The sequence below is a fragment of the Sphaerisporangium cinnabarinum genome (assembly GCF_055567015.1).
On record NZ_JBVHRG010000011.1, the window covers coordinates 22,765 to 41,419 of the forward strand.

The 18,655-nt window shown below is 75.7% G+C and carries 19 protein-coding genes; 6 read left to right on the forward strand and 13 right to left on the reverse strand.

The genetic code is table 11. The features are described 5' to 3' along the window. Nucleotides 1–101: 101 nt before the first annotated feature. A complete protein-coding gene (locus ACZ4MO_RS15585; RefSeq protein WP_175009231.1) occupies nucleotides 102–1,595 on the forward strand; it encodes a DUF4232 domain-containing protein in 1,494 nt (497 codons plus the stop codon). Between the two features lie 6 nt (nucleotides 1,596–1,601). Here ACZ4MO_RS15585 and ACZ4MO_RS15590 read toward each other — a convergent pair whose 3' ends face one another. The 5 genes from ACZ4MO_RS15590 to ACZ4MO_RS15610 all read right to left on the reverse strand — a co-directional run bounded on the left by ACZ4MO_RS15590 (nucleotide 1,602) and on the right by ACZ4MO_RS15610 (nucleotide 7,193). Beyond that, complete coding sequence (locus ACZ4MO_RS15590; protein WP_175009351.1) at nucleotides 1,602–3,605, reverse strand: cytochrome c biogenesis protein DipZ; 2,004 nt, start codon at nucleotides 3,603–3,605, stop codon at nucleotides 1,602–1,604. A 171-nt stretch (nucleotides 3,606–3,776) separates the two neighbouring features. Then, on the reverse strand, nucleotides 3,777–4,478 hold the full coding sequence (locus ACZ4MO_RS15595) for a fasciclin domain-containing protein (protein WP_175009232.1): 702 nt from the start codon (nucleotides 4,476–4,478) through the stop codon (nucleotides 3,777–3,779). A 133-nt stretch (nucleotides 4,479–4,611) separates the two neighbouring features. Continuing rightward, nucleotides 4,612–5,382: an anti-sigma factor gene (locus ACZ4MO_RS15600; protein ID WP_175009233.1), complete on the reverse strand. Its 771-nt coding sequence runs from the start codon at nucleotides 5,380–5,382 to the stop codon at nucleotides 4,612–4,614. Then, nucleotides 5,375–5,947 (reverse strand): ECF RNA polymerase sigma factor SigK, encoded by a 573-nt coding sequence (gene sigK, locus ACZ4MO_RS15605; protein WP_175009352.1) that lies wholly within the window; start codon nucleotides 5,945–5,947, stop codon nucleotides 5,375–5,377. Before sigK ends, ACZ4MO_RS15600 begins: the two co-directional genes overlap by 8 nt. 163 nt (nucleotides 5,948–6,110) lie before the next feature. Beyond that, nucleotides 6,111–7,193: a 3-deoxy-7-phosphoheptulonate synthase gene (locus tag ACZ4MO_RS15610; protein ID WP_175009353.1), complete on the reverse strand. Its 1,083-nt coding sequence runs from the start codon at nucleotides 7,191–7,193 to the stop codon at nucleotides 6,111–6,113. 384 nt (nucleotides 7,194–7,577) lie between these two features. On the opposite strand from ACZ4MO_RS15610, the gene ACZ4MO_RS15615 reads away from it, so the two are divergent. Next, nucleotides 7,578–8,075: an NUDIX domain-containing protein gene (locus ACZ4MO_RS15615; RefSeq protein ID WP_175009234.1), complete on the forward strand. Its 498-nt coding sequence runs from the start codon at nucleotides 7,578–7,580 to the stop codon at nucleotides 8,073–8,075. On the opposite strand, the gene ACZ4MO_RS15620 is transcribed toward ACZ4MO_RS15615, so the two are convergent. Next, nucleotides 8,049–9,614, reverse strand: coding sequence for a SpoIIE family protein phosphatase (locus tag ACZ4MO_RS15620; protein ID WP_175009235.1), 1,566 nt, complete (start codon nucleotides 9,612–9,614; stop codon nucleotides 8,049–8,051). The two genes, ACZ4MO_RS15615 and ACZ4MO_RS15620, sit on opposite strands and share 27 nt — an antisense overlap. After that, the gene (locus ACZ4MO_RS15625; RefSeq protein ID WP_074803035.1) at nucleotides 9,614–10,426 is read right to left on the reverse strand and encodes an alpha/beta fold hydrolase; all 813 of its coding nucleotides are present in this window, start codon (nucleotides 10,424–10,426) and stop codon (nucleotides 9,614–9,616) included. The genes ACZ4MO_RS15620 and ACZ4MO_RS15625 overlap by 1 nt, the downstream gene beginning before the upstream one ends. A gap of 79 nt (nucleotides 10,427–10,505) precedes the next feature. On the opposite strand from ACZ4MO_RS15625, the gene ACZ4MO_RS15630 reads away from it, so the two are divergent. Further along, a complete protein-coding gene (locus ACZ4MO_RS15630) occupies nucleotides 10,506–10,964 on the forward strand; it encodes an RrF2 family transcriptional regulator (RefSeq protein WP_074803038.1) in 459 nt (152 codons plus the stop codon). A 120-nt stretch (nucleotides 10,965–11,084) separates the two neighbouring features. Beyond that, nucleotides 11,085–12,014: a TSUP family transporter gene (locus tag ACZ4MO_RS15635; RefSeq protein ID WP_175009236.1), complete on the forward strand. Its 930-nt coding sequence runs from the start codon at nucleotides 11,085–11,087 to the stop codon at nucleotides 12,012–12,014. Between the two features lie 81 nt (nucleotides 12,015–12,095). On the opposite strand, the gene ACZ4MO_RS15640 is transcribed toward ACZ4MO_RS15635, so the two are convergent. The 6 genes from ACZ4MO_RS15640 to ACZ4MO_RS15665 all read right to left on the reverse strand — a co-directional run bounded on the left by ACZ4MO_RS15640 (nucleotide 12,096) and on the right by ACZ4MO_RS15665 (nucleotide 17,102). Further along, complete coding sequence (locus ACZ4MO_RS15640; protein WP_175009237.1) at nucleotides 12,096–12,830, reverse strand: glutamine amidotransferase; 735 nt, start codon at nucleotides 12,828–12,830, stop codon at nucleotides 12,096–12,098. Between the two features lie 108 nt (nucleotides 12,831–12,938). Next, nucleotides 12,939–13,748, reverse strand: coding sequence for an ABC transporter permease (locus ACZ4MO_RS15645; RefSeq protein WP_175009238.1), 810 nt, complete (start codon nucleotides 13,746–13,748; stop codon nucleotides 12,939–12,941). Next, nucleotides 13,745–14,809: an ATP-binding cassette domain-containing protein gene (locus ACZ4MO_RS15650; protein ID WP_175009239.1), complete on the reverse strand. Its 1,065-nt coding sequence runs from the start codon at nucleotides 14,807–14,809 to the stop codon at nucleotides 13,745–13,747. Before ACZ4MO_RS15650 ends, ACZ4MO_RS15645 begins: the two co-directional genes overlap by 4 nt. 90 nt (nucleotides 14,810–14,899) lie before the next feature. After that, nucleotides 14,900–15,691, reverse strand: a complete 792-nt coding sequence (locus tag ACZ4MO_RS15655) for a hypothetical protein (RefSeq protein ID WP_175009240.1) — start codon at nucleotides 15,689–15,691, stop codon at nucleotides 14,900–14,902. Further along, nucleotides 15,688–16,677, reverse strand: coding sequence for an ATP-binding cassette domain-containing protein (locus ACZ4MO_RS15660; protein ID WP_175009241.1), 990 nt, complete (start codon nucleotides 16,675–16,677; stop codon nucleotides 15,688–15,690). Before ACZ4MO_RS15660 ends, ACZ4MO_RS15655 begins: the two co-directional genes overlap by 4 nt. A 5-nt stretch (nucleotides 16,678–16,682) precedes the next feature. Continuing rightward, nucleotides 16,683–17,102, reverse strand: a complete 420-nt coding sequence (locus ACZ4MO_RS15665; RefSeq protein WP_074803054.1) for a GntR family transcriptional regulator — start codon at nucleotides 17,100–17,102, stop codon at nucleotides 16,683–16,685. 357 nt (nucleotides 17,103–17,459) lie between these two features. Here ACZ4MO_RS15665 and ACZ4MO_RS15670 point away from each other — a divergent pair, with 357 nt between their 5' ends. Together ACZ4MO_RS15670 and ACZ4MO_RS15675 are read left to right on the forward strand one after the other, a co-directional pair. Then, nucleotides 17,460–17,972, forward strand: coding sequence for a hypothetical protein (locus tag ACZ4MO_RS15670; RefSeq protein WP_255437277.1), 513 nt, complete (start codon nucleotides 17,460–17,462; stop codon nucleotides 17,970–17,972). A gap of 125 nt (nucleotides 17,973–18,097) precedes the next feature. Continuing rightward, on the forward strand, nucleotides 18,098–18,505 hold the full coding sequence (locus ACZ4MO_RS15675) for a VOC family protein (protein WP_175009243.1): 408 nt from the start codon (nucleotides 18,098–18,100) through the stop codon (nucleotides 18,503–18,505). Nucleotides 18,506–18,655: the final 150 nt, after the last annotated feature.

The following is an 18,655-nucleotide window of genomic DNA, read 5'->3' on the forward strand; positions in this document are numbered from 1 at the left end:
GGGTCGTGCCTGTCCCGGCACGGTGAAGACGCCGGGCGGACCGTGGGGAGGACGTCGGCGCGGCACCCCGCGCCGTCGCGGCGGCCGGTACGGTCGCGGCCGTGGACGACGACGGCACGCCCTCCCCCGAGCCCCGCACCGACCCCGTCGCGGGGACGACCCCGCCACGGGCGCGACGACGGCGCGGCCCCCTCGTCGCGGTGGCCGCCGCGGGCGTGGGCGGCGTCCTCGCGGTGGTGGCTGCCGTCGTCGGGCCGGCAGCGCTGCGCACCGCCGCCGAGCAGCCCGCCCCGGCGACCTCGTCCGTGGCGCCCAGGGCCGGCGCACCCGAGGAGACGCCCTCGCCGACCTCTCCGGAGAGCGACCGCGAGGCGGTCGCGGCGCGGCTGCGCGCGCTGCCGGGCGTCGCAGCCGTGGAAGCCCTGGGGACCGCGGGCGAGTCGGCGCGCGTGACGCTGGTCAGCCCGCTGCCGACGCCCGAGGAGGCGCAGCGCACCACCGACGACGCGAGCGCGATCCTCGCCGCCGTGCCCGGCGGTGGTGCCTGGTCGCTCCGCGTCGAGGGCACGGGCACGGGCGGCGGGACGCTCGCCGTCGCGCACGGCCCGGGCGCGGACACCGACCGCGGCGTCGACCCGGCCACCGGGGAGCCTCGCCCCGAGCTCCTCGGGACCGACGCCGTCGCCGACGCCGTGCGCCTCGTCGCGCACGAGCCCGTGCGGCACGTGTTCCTCTCCCCGGGGTCCGCGTCGGTCGACGTCCGCGCGGCCGGCGACCTCGTCGCGGCCGCCGCGCTCGTGCGCGCCGAGGGCCGCGGGCTGACGAGCCTCGGCGTCGAGGGCTCGGGCGTCGGCGCCTACGACGGCGACGGGCTCACGGTCCCCGACGACGCCCTGCTCACGCTCCTGACCGACGTCGCCGCGGAGCCCGGCGTGACGCAGGTCGTGCACGACGCCGTCCGCGACACGTTCCCGCAGGACCCCCTGCTCACGGTGATCACCTCGGGCGACGCGGCCGTCGTCGCGCGCGTGCTCGACGACGCCGCGTACGCCGGCCCGCCGCTCGCTTACCAGGTCCACGGCTCGACCGACGGCGGCGCGTCCGCGACGCGCTCCGGGTTCGTCGCGGGGGCCGCCGCCCCGACGACCGGGACGCGCCCCGCGGGCGCGTGCGCGCCCGACGACCTCGCGCTCGGTGCGCTGGGGTTCGACGCCGCGGCGGGGCGCCGGTTCCTCACCGTCACGGCCCGCAACGACGGCGCCGCAGAGTGCGTCCTCGCGGGCGCGCCCGCCGTCCGCTTCGTCGCCGACGACGGCGCGGAGACGGACGTGCTCCTCGAGCCGGACGACGACGGCCTCGCCCCGATCACCCTCGCGCCGGGCGCCACCGCCTGGGCCGCGCTCTCGTGGCGCGGCGGGTCGACGGCCGACGACCCGCCGCTCGTCACGACGCTGCTCGTGGCCCCGCACCCGGGCGACCCCGAGTCCGTGGTCGGGCTCGCCGGGATCCCCGGCGTCGGGGACGGGCTCGACCTGCTCGGCGGCGGGACCGCGACGATCGGGTCGTGGACGCCCGCGCGCGAGCTCGCGAGCTGACCCGCGTCAGCCGAACGTCGCGGTGAACACCTGGACGCCGGGCGGGACGTCGAGCTCGACGAGCCCTTCCGTCGGGCCGTCGCCCTCCAGGACGGGGTAGAGCGTCGGGCTGCCGGAGACGTCGATCTCGCGGGTCGTGGTCCGCCCGTCCGTCGTGACGCGGGCCGTGACCGTGCCCTCGCCGCCGAGCACCGTGAACACGTCGGTCGAGCGGTACGCGAGGCGCACGCGCGCGTCGTCGGACACGGCGGTGGCGCCCTGGAAGTCGACGTCCCACGTGCCGCCGAGGGAGAACGTGTCCTGCCGCTGGTCGTCGGCGAGCGTGAAGTCCTGCTGCCCCGCGGCGTAGCGCGGCTCGCCGGCGTAGTTGACGACCCGCTTGATGGAGAAGTAGGTCTCGGGCGTCGTCTCGTCCTGCGGCGTGGTGTCGCCGACGGCGGTGGGCTCGGGCAGCTCGACGCCCGGGTTCGCGTCCTCGAGGAGCTCGCGCACCAGACGCTCGGTGTCCTCGTACCCGCCCTCGCCGAAGCGGATGTGGCGCACGGTCCCGTCGGCGTCGACGAGGTACTGCGCGGGCCAGTAGCGGTTCCGGTAGGCGGTCCAGGTCGCGTACGCGTTGTCCTGGGCCACGGGGTAGGTGACGCCGAGGTCCCGCGCGCCCGCGACGACGTTGCGCGTCTCACGCTCGAACGCGAACTCGGGCGTGTGGACCCCGACGACCTCGAACCCCGCGCCGACGTCGCGGTACCGGTCGTACCAGGCGTTGACGTGCGGGATCGCGCGCTGGCAGTTGATGCAGGAGTAGGTCCAGAAGTCGACGAGGACGACCTTGCCGCGCAGCCCCTCGAGCGTCAGCGCCTCGCCGCCCGGGGTGTTGAGCCACGTGTCGATGCCGCGCAGCTCCGGGGCGGTGCCGCAGTCCTCCAGCACGGGCGCGCCGTTCGAGCAGTTCGACAGCTCACGGTTCTCGTCGGTGACGAGCCCGCCGAGGTCGAGCGCCTCGCGCACCGCGTCGTTCTCGTCGACCCGCTGCTGGAGCGCGCCCGTGTAGTCGGGCAGGGCCCGCTGGAGGGCGGCGGGGAGGTTGAGCGCGAGCGCGCCCGCGAGCGCGATCATCACGACGCCGCCCGTGACGCGGATGCCGCGCGTGTGCCGCTGGAACCCGCGGACCCGCTCCGCGACGCGGCGCCCCGCGAGCGCGAAGACCAGGAGCGGGATCGCCGCCCCGACCGCGAACGACACCGTGAGGGCGACGGTGCCCGGGCCGATGTTCCCCGTCGCCCCCGCCACGGTGATCGCCGCGAGGACGGGCCCGGCGCACGGCACGTACAGCACGCCGAGGCCGAGGCCGAGCACGAACGCCCCGCGGTCCTGGCGGGCGGCGCCGCGGCGCGCCCCGAGCGCGGCGATCCGCCGGAACGGCCGCTCCAGGACCTCCTCGACGCGCGGCACGATCATCCCCACGCCGATCGCGACGAGGAGCACGATGCCCGCCCAGCGCAGCAGGTCCTGCGGGAGCCCGAGCGCGGTCAGCAGGAGGGAGCCGAGGAGCGTGAAGACGCTGAAGCTGAGGACCAGTCCTGCGATGACGAGGTAGGGGCGCCACGAGCGGCGCGCGACCCGCCGGGACGCGCGCCCCGGCCCGCCGTCGGCCGGGGCGGCAGGCTCGGCGGCCTCGCCCGTCGACAGATCCAGGGCGAGCGTCCCGCCGCGTGTCGGCCGAGCCGTGACCTCCCGGGCTCCGGCGGCCTCCCGCGCGCCGCCCGGGCCGCCCCGGCCTCGTGGCCCCGCGGCCGGGCGACCGCCGACGCGGACCGCGTCGGGGACGCCCGCGAACAGCCCCGGGGAGACACCGCCCGTCCCGGTCTCCGCGGTGCCCGACGGCGTCTCCCCCGTGCGCGCGCCCTGCACGCCGCCTGCGAAGAAGATGACGGGCAGCATGGGCAGGATGCACGGCGAGATCCCGGTGATGAGTCCCCCGAGCAGGCCGATGACGATGAGCGTCTCCATGCCCGGGGTTCGGACCGGCGGCCCTCGCGGATGGGTCCACCCCGCGCCGAGCGCACGTCGCTGGGCGCACGACGACGGGCGCACGACGACGGCCCCGACCGTCCGGTCGGGGCCGTCGGGACCCGTCGTCACGAGCCCACCGCGCGCCCGCTTCTGGACGCGCAGGGAGGATCACATCGTCGGCATGAGCACCGTGTCCACGAGGTACACGGTCGCGTTCTGCGTCATCACGCCACCGCACACGACGGCCGCGTCGTTGACCATGAGCTCGTCGCCCGATCCGGTGACCTCGACCGTGCCGCCCTCGACGGTCTCGTGCTCGCCGGCGACCTGGTCGGGCGTGAGCTGGCCGGGCACCACGTGGTACGTGAGGATCTTCGTCAGCGTGTCGGAGTCCGTCTTCAGCGACTCGAGCGTCGCGGCGTCGATCTTGGCGAACGCGTCGTCGACGGGGGCGAACACGGTGAACTCGCCGCCGTTGAGCGTGTCGACGAGGTTGACGTCCGGGTTGAGCTCACCCGAGACGGCCGCGGTGAGCGTCGTGAGCAGCGGGTTGTTCGACGCCGCCACGGCGACGGGGTCGGTCGACATCCCGGTGATCGACCCGGCGCCGTCGGGCACCTGCTCCGCGTAGGCGGCACAGCCGGGGCCCACGAGGTTCGCGGCGGGGTCGGCCGCCATGTCGTCCGAGCCCTCGGTCGAGTCGTCGGTCATGTCGTCGGACGTCGAGTCGTCCGTCATGGTGTCGGACGCGGAGTCGGTCGTCGTCGAGTCGGACCCCGTGTCCGAGTCCGAGCTGCACGCGGACAGGCCGAGCACGGCGAGCGTGGCGATGCCGGCGACGGCGTACGACGTGCGGGTGCGAACGTTCATCGGTCTCTCCTCGGGTCGTCGCCCCGCCGGTGCGGGGCGTCATGCCGAGGGTTCGGAGCGCGATCCCGGGTGGATGGGTCGGGATCGGCACGAGTTCTTCTCGCGCTCGTCCCGACCCTTCGGGCCGCACCGCTCAGCCGACGAGCGCGACCACCGGGTCCGCCGTCGGCTGCTCCGAGCCGCCCGCCGGCTCGACCGTCACGGCCATGCCGACGCCCGGCTCGCCCTGGACGAGCCGCGACGTGCTGCCGTCCCGGACGTCGAGGACGCCCGCCGAGACGACGGCGCCGTCGGGCTCGACCACCCAGAGCTGGTAGTCGCGGTCGTCGCCCGCGTCGGGCAGGTCGGACGCGCGGAAGAACATGTCGTCGCCCGCGGCGAGGACGGACGCCTGCCCGCCGCCCGCCACGTCGCCGTGCAGGATCGTCGCGTTGGGGTCGGCGAGCATGCGCTCGATCGCGTCCGCCTGCGCCTCCAGGCGCGACTGCTCCTGCGTCGCGCGGACCGCGACCGTCGTCGGGACGGCCACCGCGACCACCGCGGCCACCGCCGCAGCGAGCCCGGTCCAGCGTCGGCGGCGCGCGCGACGCGCGGCCGCGAGGTCGACGACGACGCCACCGCCCGTGCTCTCCTCCGCGGACGGGCCCGTGGCCGCGGACGCGGCCACCCGCGCCAGCACGGCGTCGCGCAGCGCGGGCGGCGGGGCGCTCTCGACGGCGAACGCCGCCACGACGTCGCGGTACTCGTCGAGCTCGCGCCGCGCGTCGGGGTCGGCCGCGAGCAGGCGCTCGACGGCGCGTCGCTCGACGTCGTCGACCGCGTCGAGCGCGTAGGCGGGGAGCAGGTCGCGGACGTCGGGACGGTCGTCCGCGCCGTCGCCACGGGGCGTGGTCAGGTCAGCCACGACGCACCCCCAGGCAGTCGCGGAGCCGCAGGAGACCGTCCCGGATGCGGGACTTCACGGTCGGCAGCGCGGCGTCGAGCCGCTCCGCGACCTCCCGGTAGGTGAGCCCGCCGTAGTACGCCTGCACGACCGCCTCCCGCTGCGTCGCCGTGAGCGAGTCCAGGCACCGCCGCACGGCCGCACCCTCGAGACGTCGCTCGACGTCCTCCACCACCACGTCCCGCGGTGCCGCGGCCGTCGAGGCGTCCACGTCGCGCTGGTCGCGGTCGCGGCGCGCCTGCTCGGCCCGCACGCGGTCCACCGCGCGCCGCCGCGCGAGCGTGGCGACCCAGGTCCGCGCCGAGCCGCGCGTCGCGTCGTAGCGTGCCGCCGTCTGCCACACCTCCACCATCACCTCCTGCACGACCTCCGCCGCGTGGTCCGGGTCCCGCAGGACCCCCAGGCACGTGCCGTACGCGACCGGCGCGAGCGCGTCGTAGACGGGCGCGAACGCGGCCGGGTCGCCGTCGGCGCACGCCGCGAGGGCGGCGTCGACCGCCGGGTTCGTCGTCACGGGAGGTGGCACCCGGTCAGTGTGCAGCACGGGCGCCTCCCGCACGCGCTGCGGCGCGTCGACCACGGCTCTCGGCACGCGACCTCCCGTCGCCGGCACCGTCCCGGTCCGTCCGGGACACCCTGGGTTCGGCGCCGACGCGCGGGCGGATGGGTGACCGTCCCGCCGGGACCGGTCAGAGCGCGCGCCGGGCGCGGACCGCGCCCGCGAGCTCGCGCAGGAGGTCGGCCGTCGTGTCCCAGTCGATGCACGCGTCCGTGACGGACTGCCCGTAGACGAGGCCGCTCGGCGCCGGCTTCTGCGCGCCCGCCACGAGGAAGCTCTCCATCATGAGGCCCGTGATGCCCTGCTCGCCCTCGGCCAGCCGCGCGGAGACCTCGCGCACGACCTCCGCCTGGCGCACGTGGCTCTTGCCGGAGTTGCCGTGCGACGCGTCGACGACGAGCCCGTGCTCCGTGACCCCGCCGCGGCCCGAGGCGCGCGCGACCGCGAGCGCCGCCGCGACGTCGTCGGCCCCGTAGTTGGGGCCCGAGCGCCCGCCGCGCAGGATGACGTGGCAGTCCGGGTTGCCCGCGGTCTCCACCGCGGCGGCGCGGCCGAGCGAGTCCATGCCGAAGAACGTGTGCTCGCTCGCGGCCGTGATGCACCCGTCGACCGCGATCTGCACGTCGCCGTCGGTCGCGTTCTTGAACCCGACGGGCATCGACAGGCCCGAGGCGAGCTGGCGGTGCACCTGCGACTCGGCGTTGCGCGCACCGATCGCGCCCCACGACACCGCGTCGGCGATGTACTGCGGGCTCGTGGGCTCGAGGAACTCGCACGCGGCCGGGACACCGGCGTCGAGGACGCCGAGCAGCACCTCGCGCGCGAGGCGCAGGCCGTGGTGCACGTCGTGCGACCCGTCGAGGTGCGGGTCGTTGATGAGGCCCTTCCAGCCCACGGTCGTGCGCGGCTTCTCGAAGTAGACGCGCATGACGACCATGAGGTCGTCGGCGAGCTCGTGCGCGACGGCGGCCAGGCGCCCCGCGTACTCGAGCGCGGCCTCGGGGTCGTGCACCGAGCAGGGGCCGACGATGACGAGGAGGCGGTCGTCGTCGCCCGCGAGGACGTCGCGGACCTCGCGTCGCGACGTCGTCACGAGGTCGCTGCGCGTCGCGCCGAGCGGCAGGTCGGCGAGCATGGCGCGCGGCGCGGGGAGGGCGTCGAGCGCGCGGACCCGCAGGTCGCTCGTGCGGGCCTGGAGCTCGGGGCTGTCCACGGGGTCGACGGTACTCGTCGCGCCGTCGGTCGTCGCGGTCTCGGGCGAGGTGGTGGTGCTGGTCACGGGGGGCTCCTGGTCTGTGCGGCGGGGTCTGGGAGCGCCGTGAGTCGGGATGCCCAGCGGCGCTCCACCGGCCTGCTGCCGCCCGTGGTCCCGGAGCGGCCCGTCTCACGACGAAGGGCCCGGACGCGGTCCGCGTCCAAGGCCCTGTGCTGGCTCCGGGTGGTGATCTGTGGTCAGGCTGACGCCCGCACGGCCCCACCGGGAGCCTGCGTAAAGCGCCAATACCACTGAGAAGTCACGAGCCGACCGTAGCACAGCGCCTCCGAGGGGCGGACGGGCCGTCTCACGGGCCGGTCGGGCAGCGCCTACGCTCGGGGCATGCCGATCCCCGAGTTCGTCGCCGCCCTCCGGTCCCACGTGGGGACCGACCTGCTGTGGATGCCGGGGGTGTCGGGCGTCGTCGTGGACGACGCCGGCCGGGTGCTGCTCGGGCAGCGCGCCGACTCCGGGCAGTGGGCCGTGATCAGCGGGATCCTCGAGCCGGGCGAGGACCCGGCGGTCGGGCTCGCGCGCGAGGTGCTCGAGGAGACGGGCGTCGAGGTGGTGGTGGACGCGCTCGTCGCGGTGACGGTCACCGAGCCGATGGAGTACCCCAACGGCGACCGGTCGCAGTACCTCGACCTCGCGTTCCTGTGCCGCCCGGTGTCGCCGGCGGCCGCCGCGGCGGCGCACGTCGCGGACGACGAGTCGCTCGCGGTCGCGTGGTTCGCCCCCGACGTCCTGCCCGACGACGTCGCGCGCTCGTCGACCGAGCGTCTCGGGCACGCGCTCGCGCGCCTCGCCGACCCCTCAGCCGGCCCGTTCTTCGTCCGCTGACGCGGCGGCCGGGGCGTCGGGCACCGCCCGCCCGTCCCCGGCGGGGCCGAGCCAGCGCACCGCGAGCAGGCACGCGTCGTCGTCCTCGGGCGCACGCGAGACGACGGCCTCCAGCAGCCGGTCGTCGCGCAGGCCGACGTCGAGGGCGCGCGTGACGACGTCCGCGAGCTCGTCGAGCGCGAGCGCGAGCGGCCGGTCGCGGCGCTCGACGACGCCGTCCGTGAAGAGCAGCAGCAGGTCGCCCGGGGCGAGGCGCACGGCCTTGGCCACGCGCGGCGTCGTGCCCCGCACGCCCAGCGGCGTCGACCGGGCCTCCCACAGGTACGCCGCGGAGCCGCCGGCCCGCACGAGCAGGGGCGGCAGGTGGCCCGCGCACGTGTAGCGCAGCACCCCGGCGCGCAGGTCGAGTTCCCCGTACACGAGGCTCGCCATGAAGCCCGTGCCCGTCCGGTCGACGAAGCGGTCGACGCGCTCGACCACCTCCTCCGGCGGGAGCCCGGTGTCGGACGCCGCCCGGACGGCGGTGCGCAGCTGCCCCATCGACGTGGCCGCCTTGAGACCGCGGCCGACGACGTCCCCGACGCTGAGCGCGACGACGTCGGGCGCGACCCGGAAGGTGTCGTACCAGTCGCCGCCGACCTGGAGGTCGTGGACGCCCGGGCGGTAGCACGCCGCGACCTCGACCTGCGGGTCGGCGACGATCCCGTCGGAGAGCATCGCGCCCTGGAGCTCGCTCGCGACCGAGACGCTCTGCTCGTGGACCCGCGCGCGCGAGAGCGCGAGCGCCGCGAGCTGGCCCGCGGCGGCGGCGGTGCCCAGGTCGACGGGGTCGGAGCCCGCGGCGCGGCGCGGTTCGAGCGCGAGCACGCCGAGCAGCGCGCCCGCCGTCCGCAGCGGCACGACGACGGTCCCGTCGTCCCGCACGGTCGCCTCGGTGAGCTCGTCGATCGTCGGCGCCAGGACGCCGACGGCGCCGCCCCACCTCCGCAGCGGGCCGCGCTCCTGCGCCGTCCACAGCGCGGCGTCGCCCGCGCCCAGCATCGTCACGGCCGCCCGGAGCAGGACCCACGCGACGCCGTCGAGACCGGCGACGCTCGCGAGGTCCGCCGCGACGCCGTGCAGCAGCCGCACCCGGCGCTCCGCCTCCTCCGCCGCGCGGCGCGCCTCGACGAGCTCGTGCTCGAAGCGCGACCGTTCGCGCGCGCCGAGCATCGCGACCTCGATCAGCCGCTCGCCGCGCGCCTCGCGCTCGATCGCCGTGAGCAGCACGGGCTCGCGGCCCCGCGGCGTGCGGAGCTCGACCGCGACCTCGTCCACGCGGCCCTCGATGTGCAGGCGCGGGCCGACGTGCGTCTCCCAGAAGATGCGCCCACCCACCGTGAGCAGGTCCGCCAGGCGACGCCCCGCGACCGCCTCGACGTCCGGGACCTCGATCGTCCGGAGGAACTCGTCGTTGGCGTCGAGGACGCGCGCCTCGGCGTCGAGGAGCAGCAGCGCGACGGGGGCGAGCGCCCAGCGCTCGGCCCGGGACATCGCCATCAGGCGGCGCCCAGCCAGTCGCGCATCGCGCGCACGAGGAGGTCCGGGTGCGAGAGGTTCGGGCAGTGCCCCACCGAGTCGATGACGACGAGGTCGCTGCCGGGCAGGTGCTCGTGCACGTAGCGGCCCACCTCGGGCGGCGCGATGACGTCCTCCCGGCTCTGCACCACGAGGCTCCGCGTGCGCACGCGCGCCAGGTCCGCCCGGTTGTCGCCGAGGAACGTCGCGCGCGCGAACTGCCGGGCGACCGCCGGGTCGTTGCGCCGGAACACCGCGGCGAGCTCGTCGCCGAGCGCCGGGCGGTCCGGGTTCCCGGCGATCACGGGCGCCATGACCTGCGTCCAGCCGAGGTAGTTCGCGTCCATGGTCTCCAGGAGCTCGTCGATCTCCTCGGCGGTGAACCCGCCCCGGTAGCCGTCGTCGTCGACGTACCGCGGGCTGGGACCCACGAGCACCAGCCGGTCGAACAGGTCCGGGCGGTCGGCCGCGGCGAGCAGCGCGATCACGGCGCTCACCGAGTGGCCCACGAGCACCACGGGCCCGTGCCCGTCTCCGTCGACCACCGCCTCGACGATCTCCACCACGTCCGCGGCGTAGCCCGCGAGGTCGGCGTGCCGGACGGCGTCGTGCGCGGTCGGGTGCGACGCCCCGCAGCCCGAGTGGTCGAACAGCACGACCCGGTGGTCGGTCGCGAACGCGGGCGCGACGAAGCGCCACATCGACTGGTCGCAGCCGAATCCGTGCGCGAAGACCATCGTCGGGCCGTCCTGCGCCCCCATGACCCGCACGTTGTTGCGCTCGTGCACGTCCACGCGTCACAGCGTAGGGGGGAAGGGGTCGCGAGGGGCAGCGGCGCCCCGGGGTGAGACCCGCGCACGGCACAATGTCCTCATGCGTGTCTCGGCAAAGGCGGACTATGCGGTGCGGGCGTGCGCCGAGCTCGCGGCGTCGCCGCACGGCGACCCGGTGCGGGCGGAGGACCTCGCGACGGGCCAGGGCCTCCCGGTGAGCTTCCTCGAACGGATCCTCGGCGACCTGCGCCGGGCCGGGATCGTCGCGAGCGTCCGCGGACGCTCCGGCGGCCACCGCCTCGCGCGCCCGGCGACCGAGGTGACGCTCGCCGACGTCTTCCGCGCGGTCGACGGCCCGCTCGTCACGGTGCGGGACGAGCGTCCTCCGAGCCTCGAGTACGACGGGTCCGCCGCGGGCCTGCTCGAGGTGTGGATCGCGCTGCGCGCGAGCGTCCGCGACGTGCTGGACCGCGTGACGATCGACGACGTCGTGCGCCGCGACCTGCCCGACGACGTGCACGCGCTCGCGGCCCGCGCCGACGCGTGGGAGAACCCCTGACGGGACGCTCCCGTTAACACTGGCCCACGATGCGGTCGGCGCTTCACATAGTGGACCCGTCCGGTCAACCTTGTCAGGACACGTCGGGACCCTCCCGACGGCCCGAGCAAGGAGGCCCCGGTGCGGACCCTCGTCCTGCTGGCCCTCGTGGGCCTCGGCGCCCAGCTCGTCGACGGCAGCCTCGGCATGGCGTACGGCGTGACGTCCACGACGCTCCTGCTCGCGATCGGGACGAACCCCGCGGCGGCGTCGGCCACGATCCACCTCGCGGAGATCGGGACGACGCTCGCGTCCGGCGCGGCGCACTGGCGGTTCGGGAACGTCGACTGGAAGGTCGTGCTGCGCATCGGCGTGCCGGGCGCGGTCGGAGCGTTCGCGGGCGCGACGTTCCTGGCGAACCTCTCGACCGAGGTCGCCGCCCCCGTCATGTCGCTGCTGCTCCTCACGCTCGGCGTCTACGTGCTCTCGCGCTTCACGTTCGCCGGGCTGCCGACGGGCCGCCTGGGGCTGCCGCTGCGCAAGCGGTTCCTCGCCCCGCTCGGTCTCGTGGCGGGCTTCGTCGACGCCACCGGCGGCGGTGGCTGGGGCCCCGTGGGCACGCCTGCGCTGCTCGCGTCGGGCCGGATCGAGCCGCGCAAGGTCATCGGGTCCATCGACACGAGCGAGTTCCTCGTCGCGGTCGCGGCGTCGCTCGGGTTCCTCTGGACGCTCGGCTCGCAGGGGATCGACCTCACGTGGGTCGCGGCGCTCCTGCTCGGCGGGCTCGTCGCGGCGCCGATCGCGGCCTGGCTCGTCCGGATGCTCCCGCCTCGGATCCTCGGCTCGGCGGTCGGCGGCGTCATCGTGCTCACCAACGTCCGCACGCTGCTGCGCTCCGAGTGGGTCGACGCGAGCGGTGCGGTCCAGGGCGTCGTGCTGGCGCTCGTCGCGGTCGTCTGGGCCGCCGCCGTCGTCTGGTCGGTGCGAGCGCACCGCCGCGCCGTCGCGGCGGAGGCTGCGGCCGACCCGGCACGCGCCGACGCCCCCCACCCGGCCCCCGCCACCCGCTGAACCCGCTCCGCCGAGCATGCGGTTGCGGCCCGTCCTCGCGGCAGGACGGGCCACGACCGCATGCTCGGCCGGGCGGGGAGCTCAGTCGCTCGCGTAGCGGCGGACGAAGGTCGCGAGGATACGGTGCGGTTGCCGGACGTCGCCGCGCCGGACGGTCGCCTCGACGTCGCCCGCGGCGTCGGGCGGGAAGTACCCGTAGTCCCGGTAGACGCCGATGCGCGTGAGGATGCCCTCCAGGTCGAGCTCCGGGTGGAACTGCGTCGCGTACAGGTTCTCCTTGACGCGGAACATCTGCACCGGGCACGCGTCCGACGTCGCGAGCAGCACCGCGTGCGGCGGCAGCTCCCGCACCGCCTCCTTGTGGCCCACGTACGCCTCGAACGCGTCGGGCAGGCCCGCGAGCAGCGGGTCCGCCCGGCCCTCCGGGGTGAGCCGGATCGTCACGGGCGAGATGGGCTCGGCGTACGTGTCGTCCAGCACCGCGCCCTCGTGCAGGCCGAGCGTCCCGACGCCGTAGCACGCCCCGAGGAACGGGACGTCGCGCTCGACGATCTCGTCCAGGAGCGGCGCGAGCTCGCGCTCGACCCGGCGCTGCGTCGCCGACTTCTCCGCCTCGGGCCGCGACGAGTCGAACGGGCTGCCGCCGACGATCACCCCCGAGTACGCGTCGAGGTCGATCGCCGGCAGCGGGCCCGCCTCCATCCGCACGCGGTGCAGCTCGTGCGGCGCGAGGCCGGAGTGACGCAGCACCGCCGCGTGCTCGCCGTCCGCGGCCGGGTCCTCCGCCCGGGACGCCAGGAGCAGGAAGGGCTTCATGCCGGTCAGGCTAGGGGCGCCCCGCGGGCCACGCCCGCGGGGACCGGGCGGTGGGCCGGACGGCGGCCCGGGCGGTGCCGGGCGCCCGGCACCGTCGTCGGGCCCGCCTCAGCTCCAGCGGAACAGCCGGATGCCGAGCGGCAGGAGCACGGCCGTCCACACGGCCATGACGACCACCTGCACCGTGGGGAAGCCCTCCTCGAACCACCCCGCCGTCATCGCCTGCGACGCAGCGCCGAGCGGGGTGAACCTGCCGACCTGCGCGACGGCCTCCGGCATCATCGGCCCCGGCGTCCACAGCCCGGAGAGGAACAGCAGCGGGAAGTAGATGAGCGTCCCGATCGCGGACGCGGTGCTCGCCTTGGGAGCGCGCGCCGCGACGAGGGTGCCGAGCGCGTACATCGACGCCACGCCGAGGACGAACGCGAGCACGACCGTCCCCGCGTTCCGCGGCGCCGGCAGACCGAAGACGAGCTGCCCGACGACGAGCGCGACCGCGGACGCGACCACGACGGCCACGAGGTTGATGACGAGGTGCGCGACGACGATCCCCTGCGGGCGCATGGGCGTCGTCGACAGCCGCCGCAGCAGCCCCTTCTCGCGGAACGTCGCGAAGTAGACCGGCATGGTCGTCAGGGCCGGGGTCGCGATCGCGGCGGCGAGCACCACGGGGGCGTAGAGCGCGACGGGCGTGAGCCCGCCCCACGGCGGGGGCGCGTCCTCGATCGGCACCCGCATGCCGGGGATGGCGAACCCGACCCCGACGAGCAGGACGGTCGGGAACACGAGCGCGAAGAACACCGTCCCCGGGTCGCGCAGCCAGAGCCGCGACTCCGTGGCGAGCAGGACGCCGAACCCGCGCCAGCCGCTGCTGCGGCGGACGGGCGCGGCGGACGGGGTCAGGGTCGTGGCGGTCATCGGGACTCCCCTCGGGTCGGCCGGGCGTCGGTCGCGTCCGGGTCGTAGGTGCGGCCGGTCACGGCCACGAAGACGTCCTCGAGCGTGCGGGAGACGGTCCGGACGTCGTCGGGCACGACCTCGCGCTCGGCGAGCGCGAGCACGACGGCGGGCAGCACCCGCCGGGAGCCCGTCACCTCGATCTCGCGCCCGGGGGTCGGCGCCGCCTCGACGTGCTGGACGTCCGCGAGCCCCGCGATCGTGTGCAGCGCGAGGTCGTGGTCCGCGGGCGGCACACGCAGGCGCACGGTGCGCGACGTGTCGACGGAGTCGACGAGCTCCGCGGGCGTGCCCTGCGCGACGACCCGGCCGCGGTCGATGATGACGAGCCGGTCGCACAGGCGTTCCGCCTCGTCCATGAAGTGCGTGACGAGCAGGATCGTCACGCCGCGGTCGCGCACGCGCTCCACGAGCTCCCACGTCGCGCGGCGGGCCGCCGGGTCGAGCCCGGTGGTCAGCTCGTCGAGGATCGCGACGCGCGGGTTCCCGACCAGCGCGAGCGCGATCGACAGGCGCTGCTTCTGCCCGCCGGAGAGCTTGGCGAACGCGACGCGCCGGTGCGGGGCGAGGTCGAGCAGGTCGAGCAGCTCCTCCACGTCGCCGGGCGACGCGTAGAACGACGCGAAGAGCCGCATCGCCTCCTCGACCGTGATCTTCTCGTTGAGCGCGGCCTCCTGGAGCTGGACGCCGACGACGTCGCGCACCGCGGCGGGGTCGGCCTGCGGGTCGACGCCGAGCACGCGGACCGTGCCGCCGTCGGCCTGGCGCAGCCCGGCGAGGCACTCGACGGTCGTCGTCTTGCCGGCGCCGTTGGGCCCGAGGACGCCGAAGATCTCACCCTGCCGGACGGTCAGGCTCACGTCCTCGACCGCGACCGTGCGCGTGCCGGAACCCTGCGGTCCCGGGTACGTCTTGCGCAGGTTCCGGATCTCGACGACCGGGTCGGGCCCGGCCGCGCGGCCGGCGGGCGGGGCGGGCGACGTCGCCGTCGTGCCGCCCGGGGGCTGTGCTGCGGTGCTCATGGTGACCTCCAGGAGGGTGTGCGGCACCCACGGACGGCGCCGTGCGCCGTCCGGACGGGTGGGAGTGCGGTCGGGAGGGTGTGCTGCCGGTCAGGCGCTCGCGGTGCCCGCGAACTCGACCGGACGGATCGCGACGCCCCGCAGGACGACGCGCAGGAGCAGTGCGGCGAGCACGACCCCGGCGAGCCCGCCGAGCACGGCGAGCCAGACGGGGGTGCCGTCGAGACCGACGACGCGCGAGAGCGCGTGGCCGAAGAACCCGGAGCGCAGGAACACCTCGCTCACCACGACGGTCGCGAGCGACGCGACGACGAGCAGCACGCCGCGCAGGAACCCGAAGCCGTAGAAGCCCGCGGCGACGACCATGCCCGCGAGGTAGTAGACGACGCAGAACGTGCCCTCGACGAGGATCATGAGGCCGACCTCGGACCCGTCCGCGTAGAGCTGCGTGAGGTCCTGCTCCGTCGGCCAGCCGGCCTGGCGGAACAGCACCCACTCCCCCCACCGCACGAGCGCGGTCGCGATCCCGAACGTGAGCCCGGAGACGGCGGCGCCGATCCACAGGCCGTGCGTGTACGACCGCCGCGTGCCGCCGGCGGCGACGTGCAGCGCGATCGTCATGAGCGGCAGGAGGATGCCCATGACGAAGAGGAAGAACTTCGCGGAGCCCGCGACGCCGCCCACGCCCTCGATGCTCACGTCGTCGTTGCGCATCATGATCCACAGGACGAGGGCCCCGATGGCGAGCGCGATGAGCCAGAACCACACGCCGACGTACCAGGTACCGCCGATGAAGTACCAGGCGACGGCGCGGACGCCTCGCCGGTGGGCGGCCTTCTCGAGCGCGCGGCGCTCCGCGGCGCGCGGTGTCGTGGCGGTCATCGTGCCTCCTGCGTGCGGGTGCCGGCGGACGCGCCGCCGTCGGTGCGGTCGGTGCGCGTGAGGTGGACGAACAGGTCCTGGACGGGCACCGCCCCGACCTCGAGCCCGGCCGCGGCGGCCGCGGCCCGCTCGTCGGGGGCGAACGTGCCGAAGAGCGTGACCTGCGCCGTGCTGCCCAGCCGCTGCCGGGCGAGCACCTGCCGGCCCGCGGTGTGGCGCTCGACCACGTCGGCCGGCCCGGTGAGGCTGACGCCGCGCGCGCGGACGTCGTCGGCGTTCTCGGCGAGCAGGACCCGCCCGCGGTCGATGATCACGACGTCCTCGAAGAGACGCTCGACCTCGGCGATGAGGTGGCTCGAGAGCAGGATGGTGCGCGGGTGCTCGGCGTAGTCCGCGACGAGCGCGTCGTAGAACGCGTAGCGGCTCGGGGCGTCCATGCCGAGGTAGACCTCGTCGAAGATCGTCAGCGGCGCGCGGGCGGCGAGCCCGACGACCGCGCCGAGCGCCGAGCGCTTGCCGCGCGAGAGCTCGTTGGGCTTCTTGCGGACGTCCACCTCGAACGTGTCGAGGAGGCGGCCGGCGAGGTCAGCGTCCCAGTGCGGGCGCACGTCGGCGTAGTACTCGAGCGTGTCGCGCGCCTTGTCCGACTCCCCCACGTCGCCGCTCTCGCGCACGAGCTGGGTGTGCATCGTCGCCCAGACGTTCTCGAACGGGTCCTCGAGCTCGCCGTCCGGGCCGACGCGGACCGTGCCCGACGTCGGGCGCCGGAACGCGGCGAGCAGGGCGGCGAGCGTCGTCTTGCCGGCGCCGTTGCGGCCGAGCAGGCCGGTGATGACGCCGGGGCGGATCGTCAGGGTCGCGCCGTCGAGCGCGGGGTCGTCGCCGCGCGAGTACCGCACGACGACGTCGCGCACCTCGGCGCCGAAGGGCGCCGGCGCGGTCGCGGCGGGGAGGTCGGTGGGGTGGCTGGTGGGCCGGGCGGTCACGGGTCTCACCTCGGGGTGGGGTCGGTGGTCGGGCCGGTACGGGGTGCGTCGCCGGTCCCGGGACCGGCGGGCCGCGGGCGGCCGAGGACGTGCTCGACGATCTGGGCGGCCGGGATGTCCAGGAGGTCCGCCTGCGCGAGCGCGGGGTCGAGGACCTCGTCGAAGAACCGCGCGCGGTGCTCGGCGAGCAGCCGCTCGCGCGCACCGGGCGCGACGAACATGCCGAGCCCGCGCCGCTTGTAGAGGACGCCCTCGTCGACGAGGCCGGCGAACGCCTTGGCCGCCGTCGCCGGGTTGATCCGGAACGTCGTCGCGAACTGCGTCGTGGACATGACCTGCTCCTCCTCCGCGAGCTCCCCCGCGAGCACCTGTGCCCGGATCATCTGTGCGATCTGGAGGTAGATGGGTTCAGGTCCGTCGAACATGGGGCCCATCCTCTCCCGGCTCGCGCGTTCTGTGGTTCATTACTTGAGTAATGAACCACAGATCACGTCCCGGGCGCAACCCCTCTTCCCGGACGCGCGACGGTCGAGGCCGCGCGGAACGATGGGGACGTCGGCGCGGAGGCCGGTGCCGGTCGGGTCGCACCGGGAGACGGAGGAGGCGCGGGGGGCGGAGCGTGCGAGCTCGCGGGCGGGGCGCCCGGGGCCGAGCCGCTGAGCACGTGGACGAGCCTCGCGTTCGTCCTGGCCGGCGCGGCCGTGGTGGTGGCGGCGAGGCGGCCGGAACCCGGGGCCTCCTGGGGCCCGGGCGAGCCCGACGGCGCCGCGTCTCGACTGCGCGTGGCCTTCGGGGTCCTGGTCGCGCTGATCGGGGTGGGCTCCGTGGTGCAGCACGGGCCGTCGCCGTCGTGGAACCCTGTCGCGCACGACCCGCCGCTGCTCGGCACGCTCGCGCTCGTCGCCGCCGACGCCGTCGCCGACCTCACCGGGCGCCGCCTGCGGACGTGGTGGTGGCTCGCGCCGACCCTGCTCGGGGTCGTGCTCGCGGCGGTCTCGGTCCCGGCGTCCACTGCCGCCCAGGTGGTCGCGGCGGGCGCGGCCGTGGCCGCGAGCGCCGCACGCGCGTGGCGACGGCCCGCCGTCCGACGCCGCACGGTCGCCGCGCTCGTGCTGCTCGCCGTCGGCGGCACGGCGGGGACCCTGACCCGCCCGGGCTGGCCCCTGTGCGACGCCGACGGCGCGCTCGGCGTCACGCTCCCGGGGCACGCCGTCTGGCACGTGCTCGCTGCCACGGCCCTGTGGGTGCTCGCGCCGACGCTCGGGACGCGCCCCGCGCCCGCACGGTCGTCCTGACCCGCTCCCTTCACCCGCCCCGGGCGGTACCCACCGCGGGCCCGCGGTGGGACGCTGGGAGGATCCGGCGTCCGCGGCGGGCCCCGCCCTCCGGCCGCCGGCGGTCCCGAAGGAGTGAGGCAACGATGGTCACCATCAGGCGCGGGTTCTCCAGCTTCTCGGCGGACGACCTCGACGCGGCGCGCGCGTTCTACGGGGACACCCTCGGGCTCCCCGTCACGGCACTCGACGACGGGAACGGTCTGGTGCTCCACCTCGGCGGCGGCTCGGACGTGTTCGTCTACCCGAAGGAGGACCATCGGCCGGCCGCCTTCACGGTCATGCACCTCACCGTCGACGACGTGGACCAGGCCGTCGACGAGCTCACCGCGAAGGGCGTGACGTTCGAGCGCTACGAAGGGTTCGACCACGACGAGAAGGGGATCGTGCGCGGCTTCATGGAGGGCGGCGACGGCGCCTGGCTCACCGACCCGGCCGGCAACGTCGTGGGGCTCGCGGACGGCGAGAACATGGCCCGGCTCGTCGAGGGCTGAGCGCGCACCTCTGACACCACCGGCTCGCGAGGTAGAGCCCTGGTCATCACCAGGGCTCTACCCCTCTGGGCCGGGGGTCTCCCCCCCCGTACCGGGCGTTCCCCCCGCTGGGCACAGGGGTCTCCTCTTTCAGGGCCGGGGTGAAAAAGG

What these genes read in the sequence shown, in the direction of transcription:
- ACZ4MO_RS15590 (WP_175009351.1), bottom strand. Translation starts at nt 3,605, where the DNA reads ATGGAGACGCTCATCGTCATCGGCCTGCTCGGGGGACTCATCACCGGG.
- ACZ4MO_RS15595 (WP_175009232.1), bottom strand. Translation starts at nt 4,478, where the DNA reads ATGAACGTTCGCACCCGCACGTCGTACGCCGTCGCCGGCATCGCCACG.
- ACZ4MO_RS15615 (WP_175009234.1), top strand. Translation starts at nt 7,578, where the DNA reads ATGCCGATCCCCGAGTTCGTCGCCGCCCTCCGGTCCCACGTGGGGACC.
- ACZ4MO_RS15620 (WP_175009235.1), bottom strand. Translation starts at nt 9,614, where the DNA reads ATGGCGATGTCCCGGGCCGAGCGCTGGGCGCTCGCCCCCGTCGCGCTG.
- ACZ4MO_RS15630 (WP_074803038.1), top strand. Translation starts at nt 10,506, where the DNA reads ATGCGTGTCTCGGCAAAGGCGGACTATGCGGTGCGGGCGTGCGCCGAG.
- ACZ4MO_RS15640 (WP_175009237.1), bottom strand. Translation starts at nt 12,830, where the DNA reads ATGAAGCCCTTCCTGCTCCTGGCGTCCCGGGCGGAGGACCCGGCCGCG.
- ACZ4MO_RS15645 (WP_175009238.1), bottom strand. Translation starts at nt 13,748, where the DNA reads ATGACCGCCACGACCCTGACCCCGTCCGCCGCGCCCGTCCGCCGCAGC.
- ACZ4MO_RS15650 (WP_175009239.1), bottom strand. Translation starts at nt 14,809, where the DNA reads ATGAGCACCGCAGCACAGCCCCCGGGCGGCACGACGGCGACGTCGCCC.
- ACZ4MO_RS15655 (WP_175009240.1), bottom strand. Translation starts at nt 15,691, where the DNA reads ATGACCGCCACGACACCGCGCGCCGCGGAGCGCCGCGCGCTCGAGAAG.
- ACZ4MO_RS15665 (WP_074803054.1), bottom strand. Translation starts at nt 17,102, where the DNA reads ATGTTCGACGGACCTGAACCCATCTACCTCCAGATCGCACAGATGATC.
- ACZ4MO_RS15675 (WP_175009243.1), top strand. Translation starts at nt 18,098, where the DNA reads ATGGTCACCATCAGGCGCGGGTTCTCCAGCTTCTCGGCGGACGACCTC.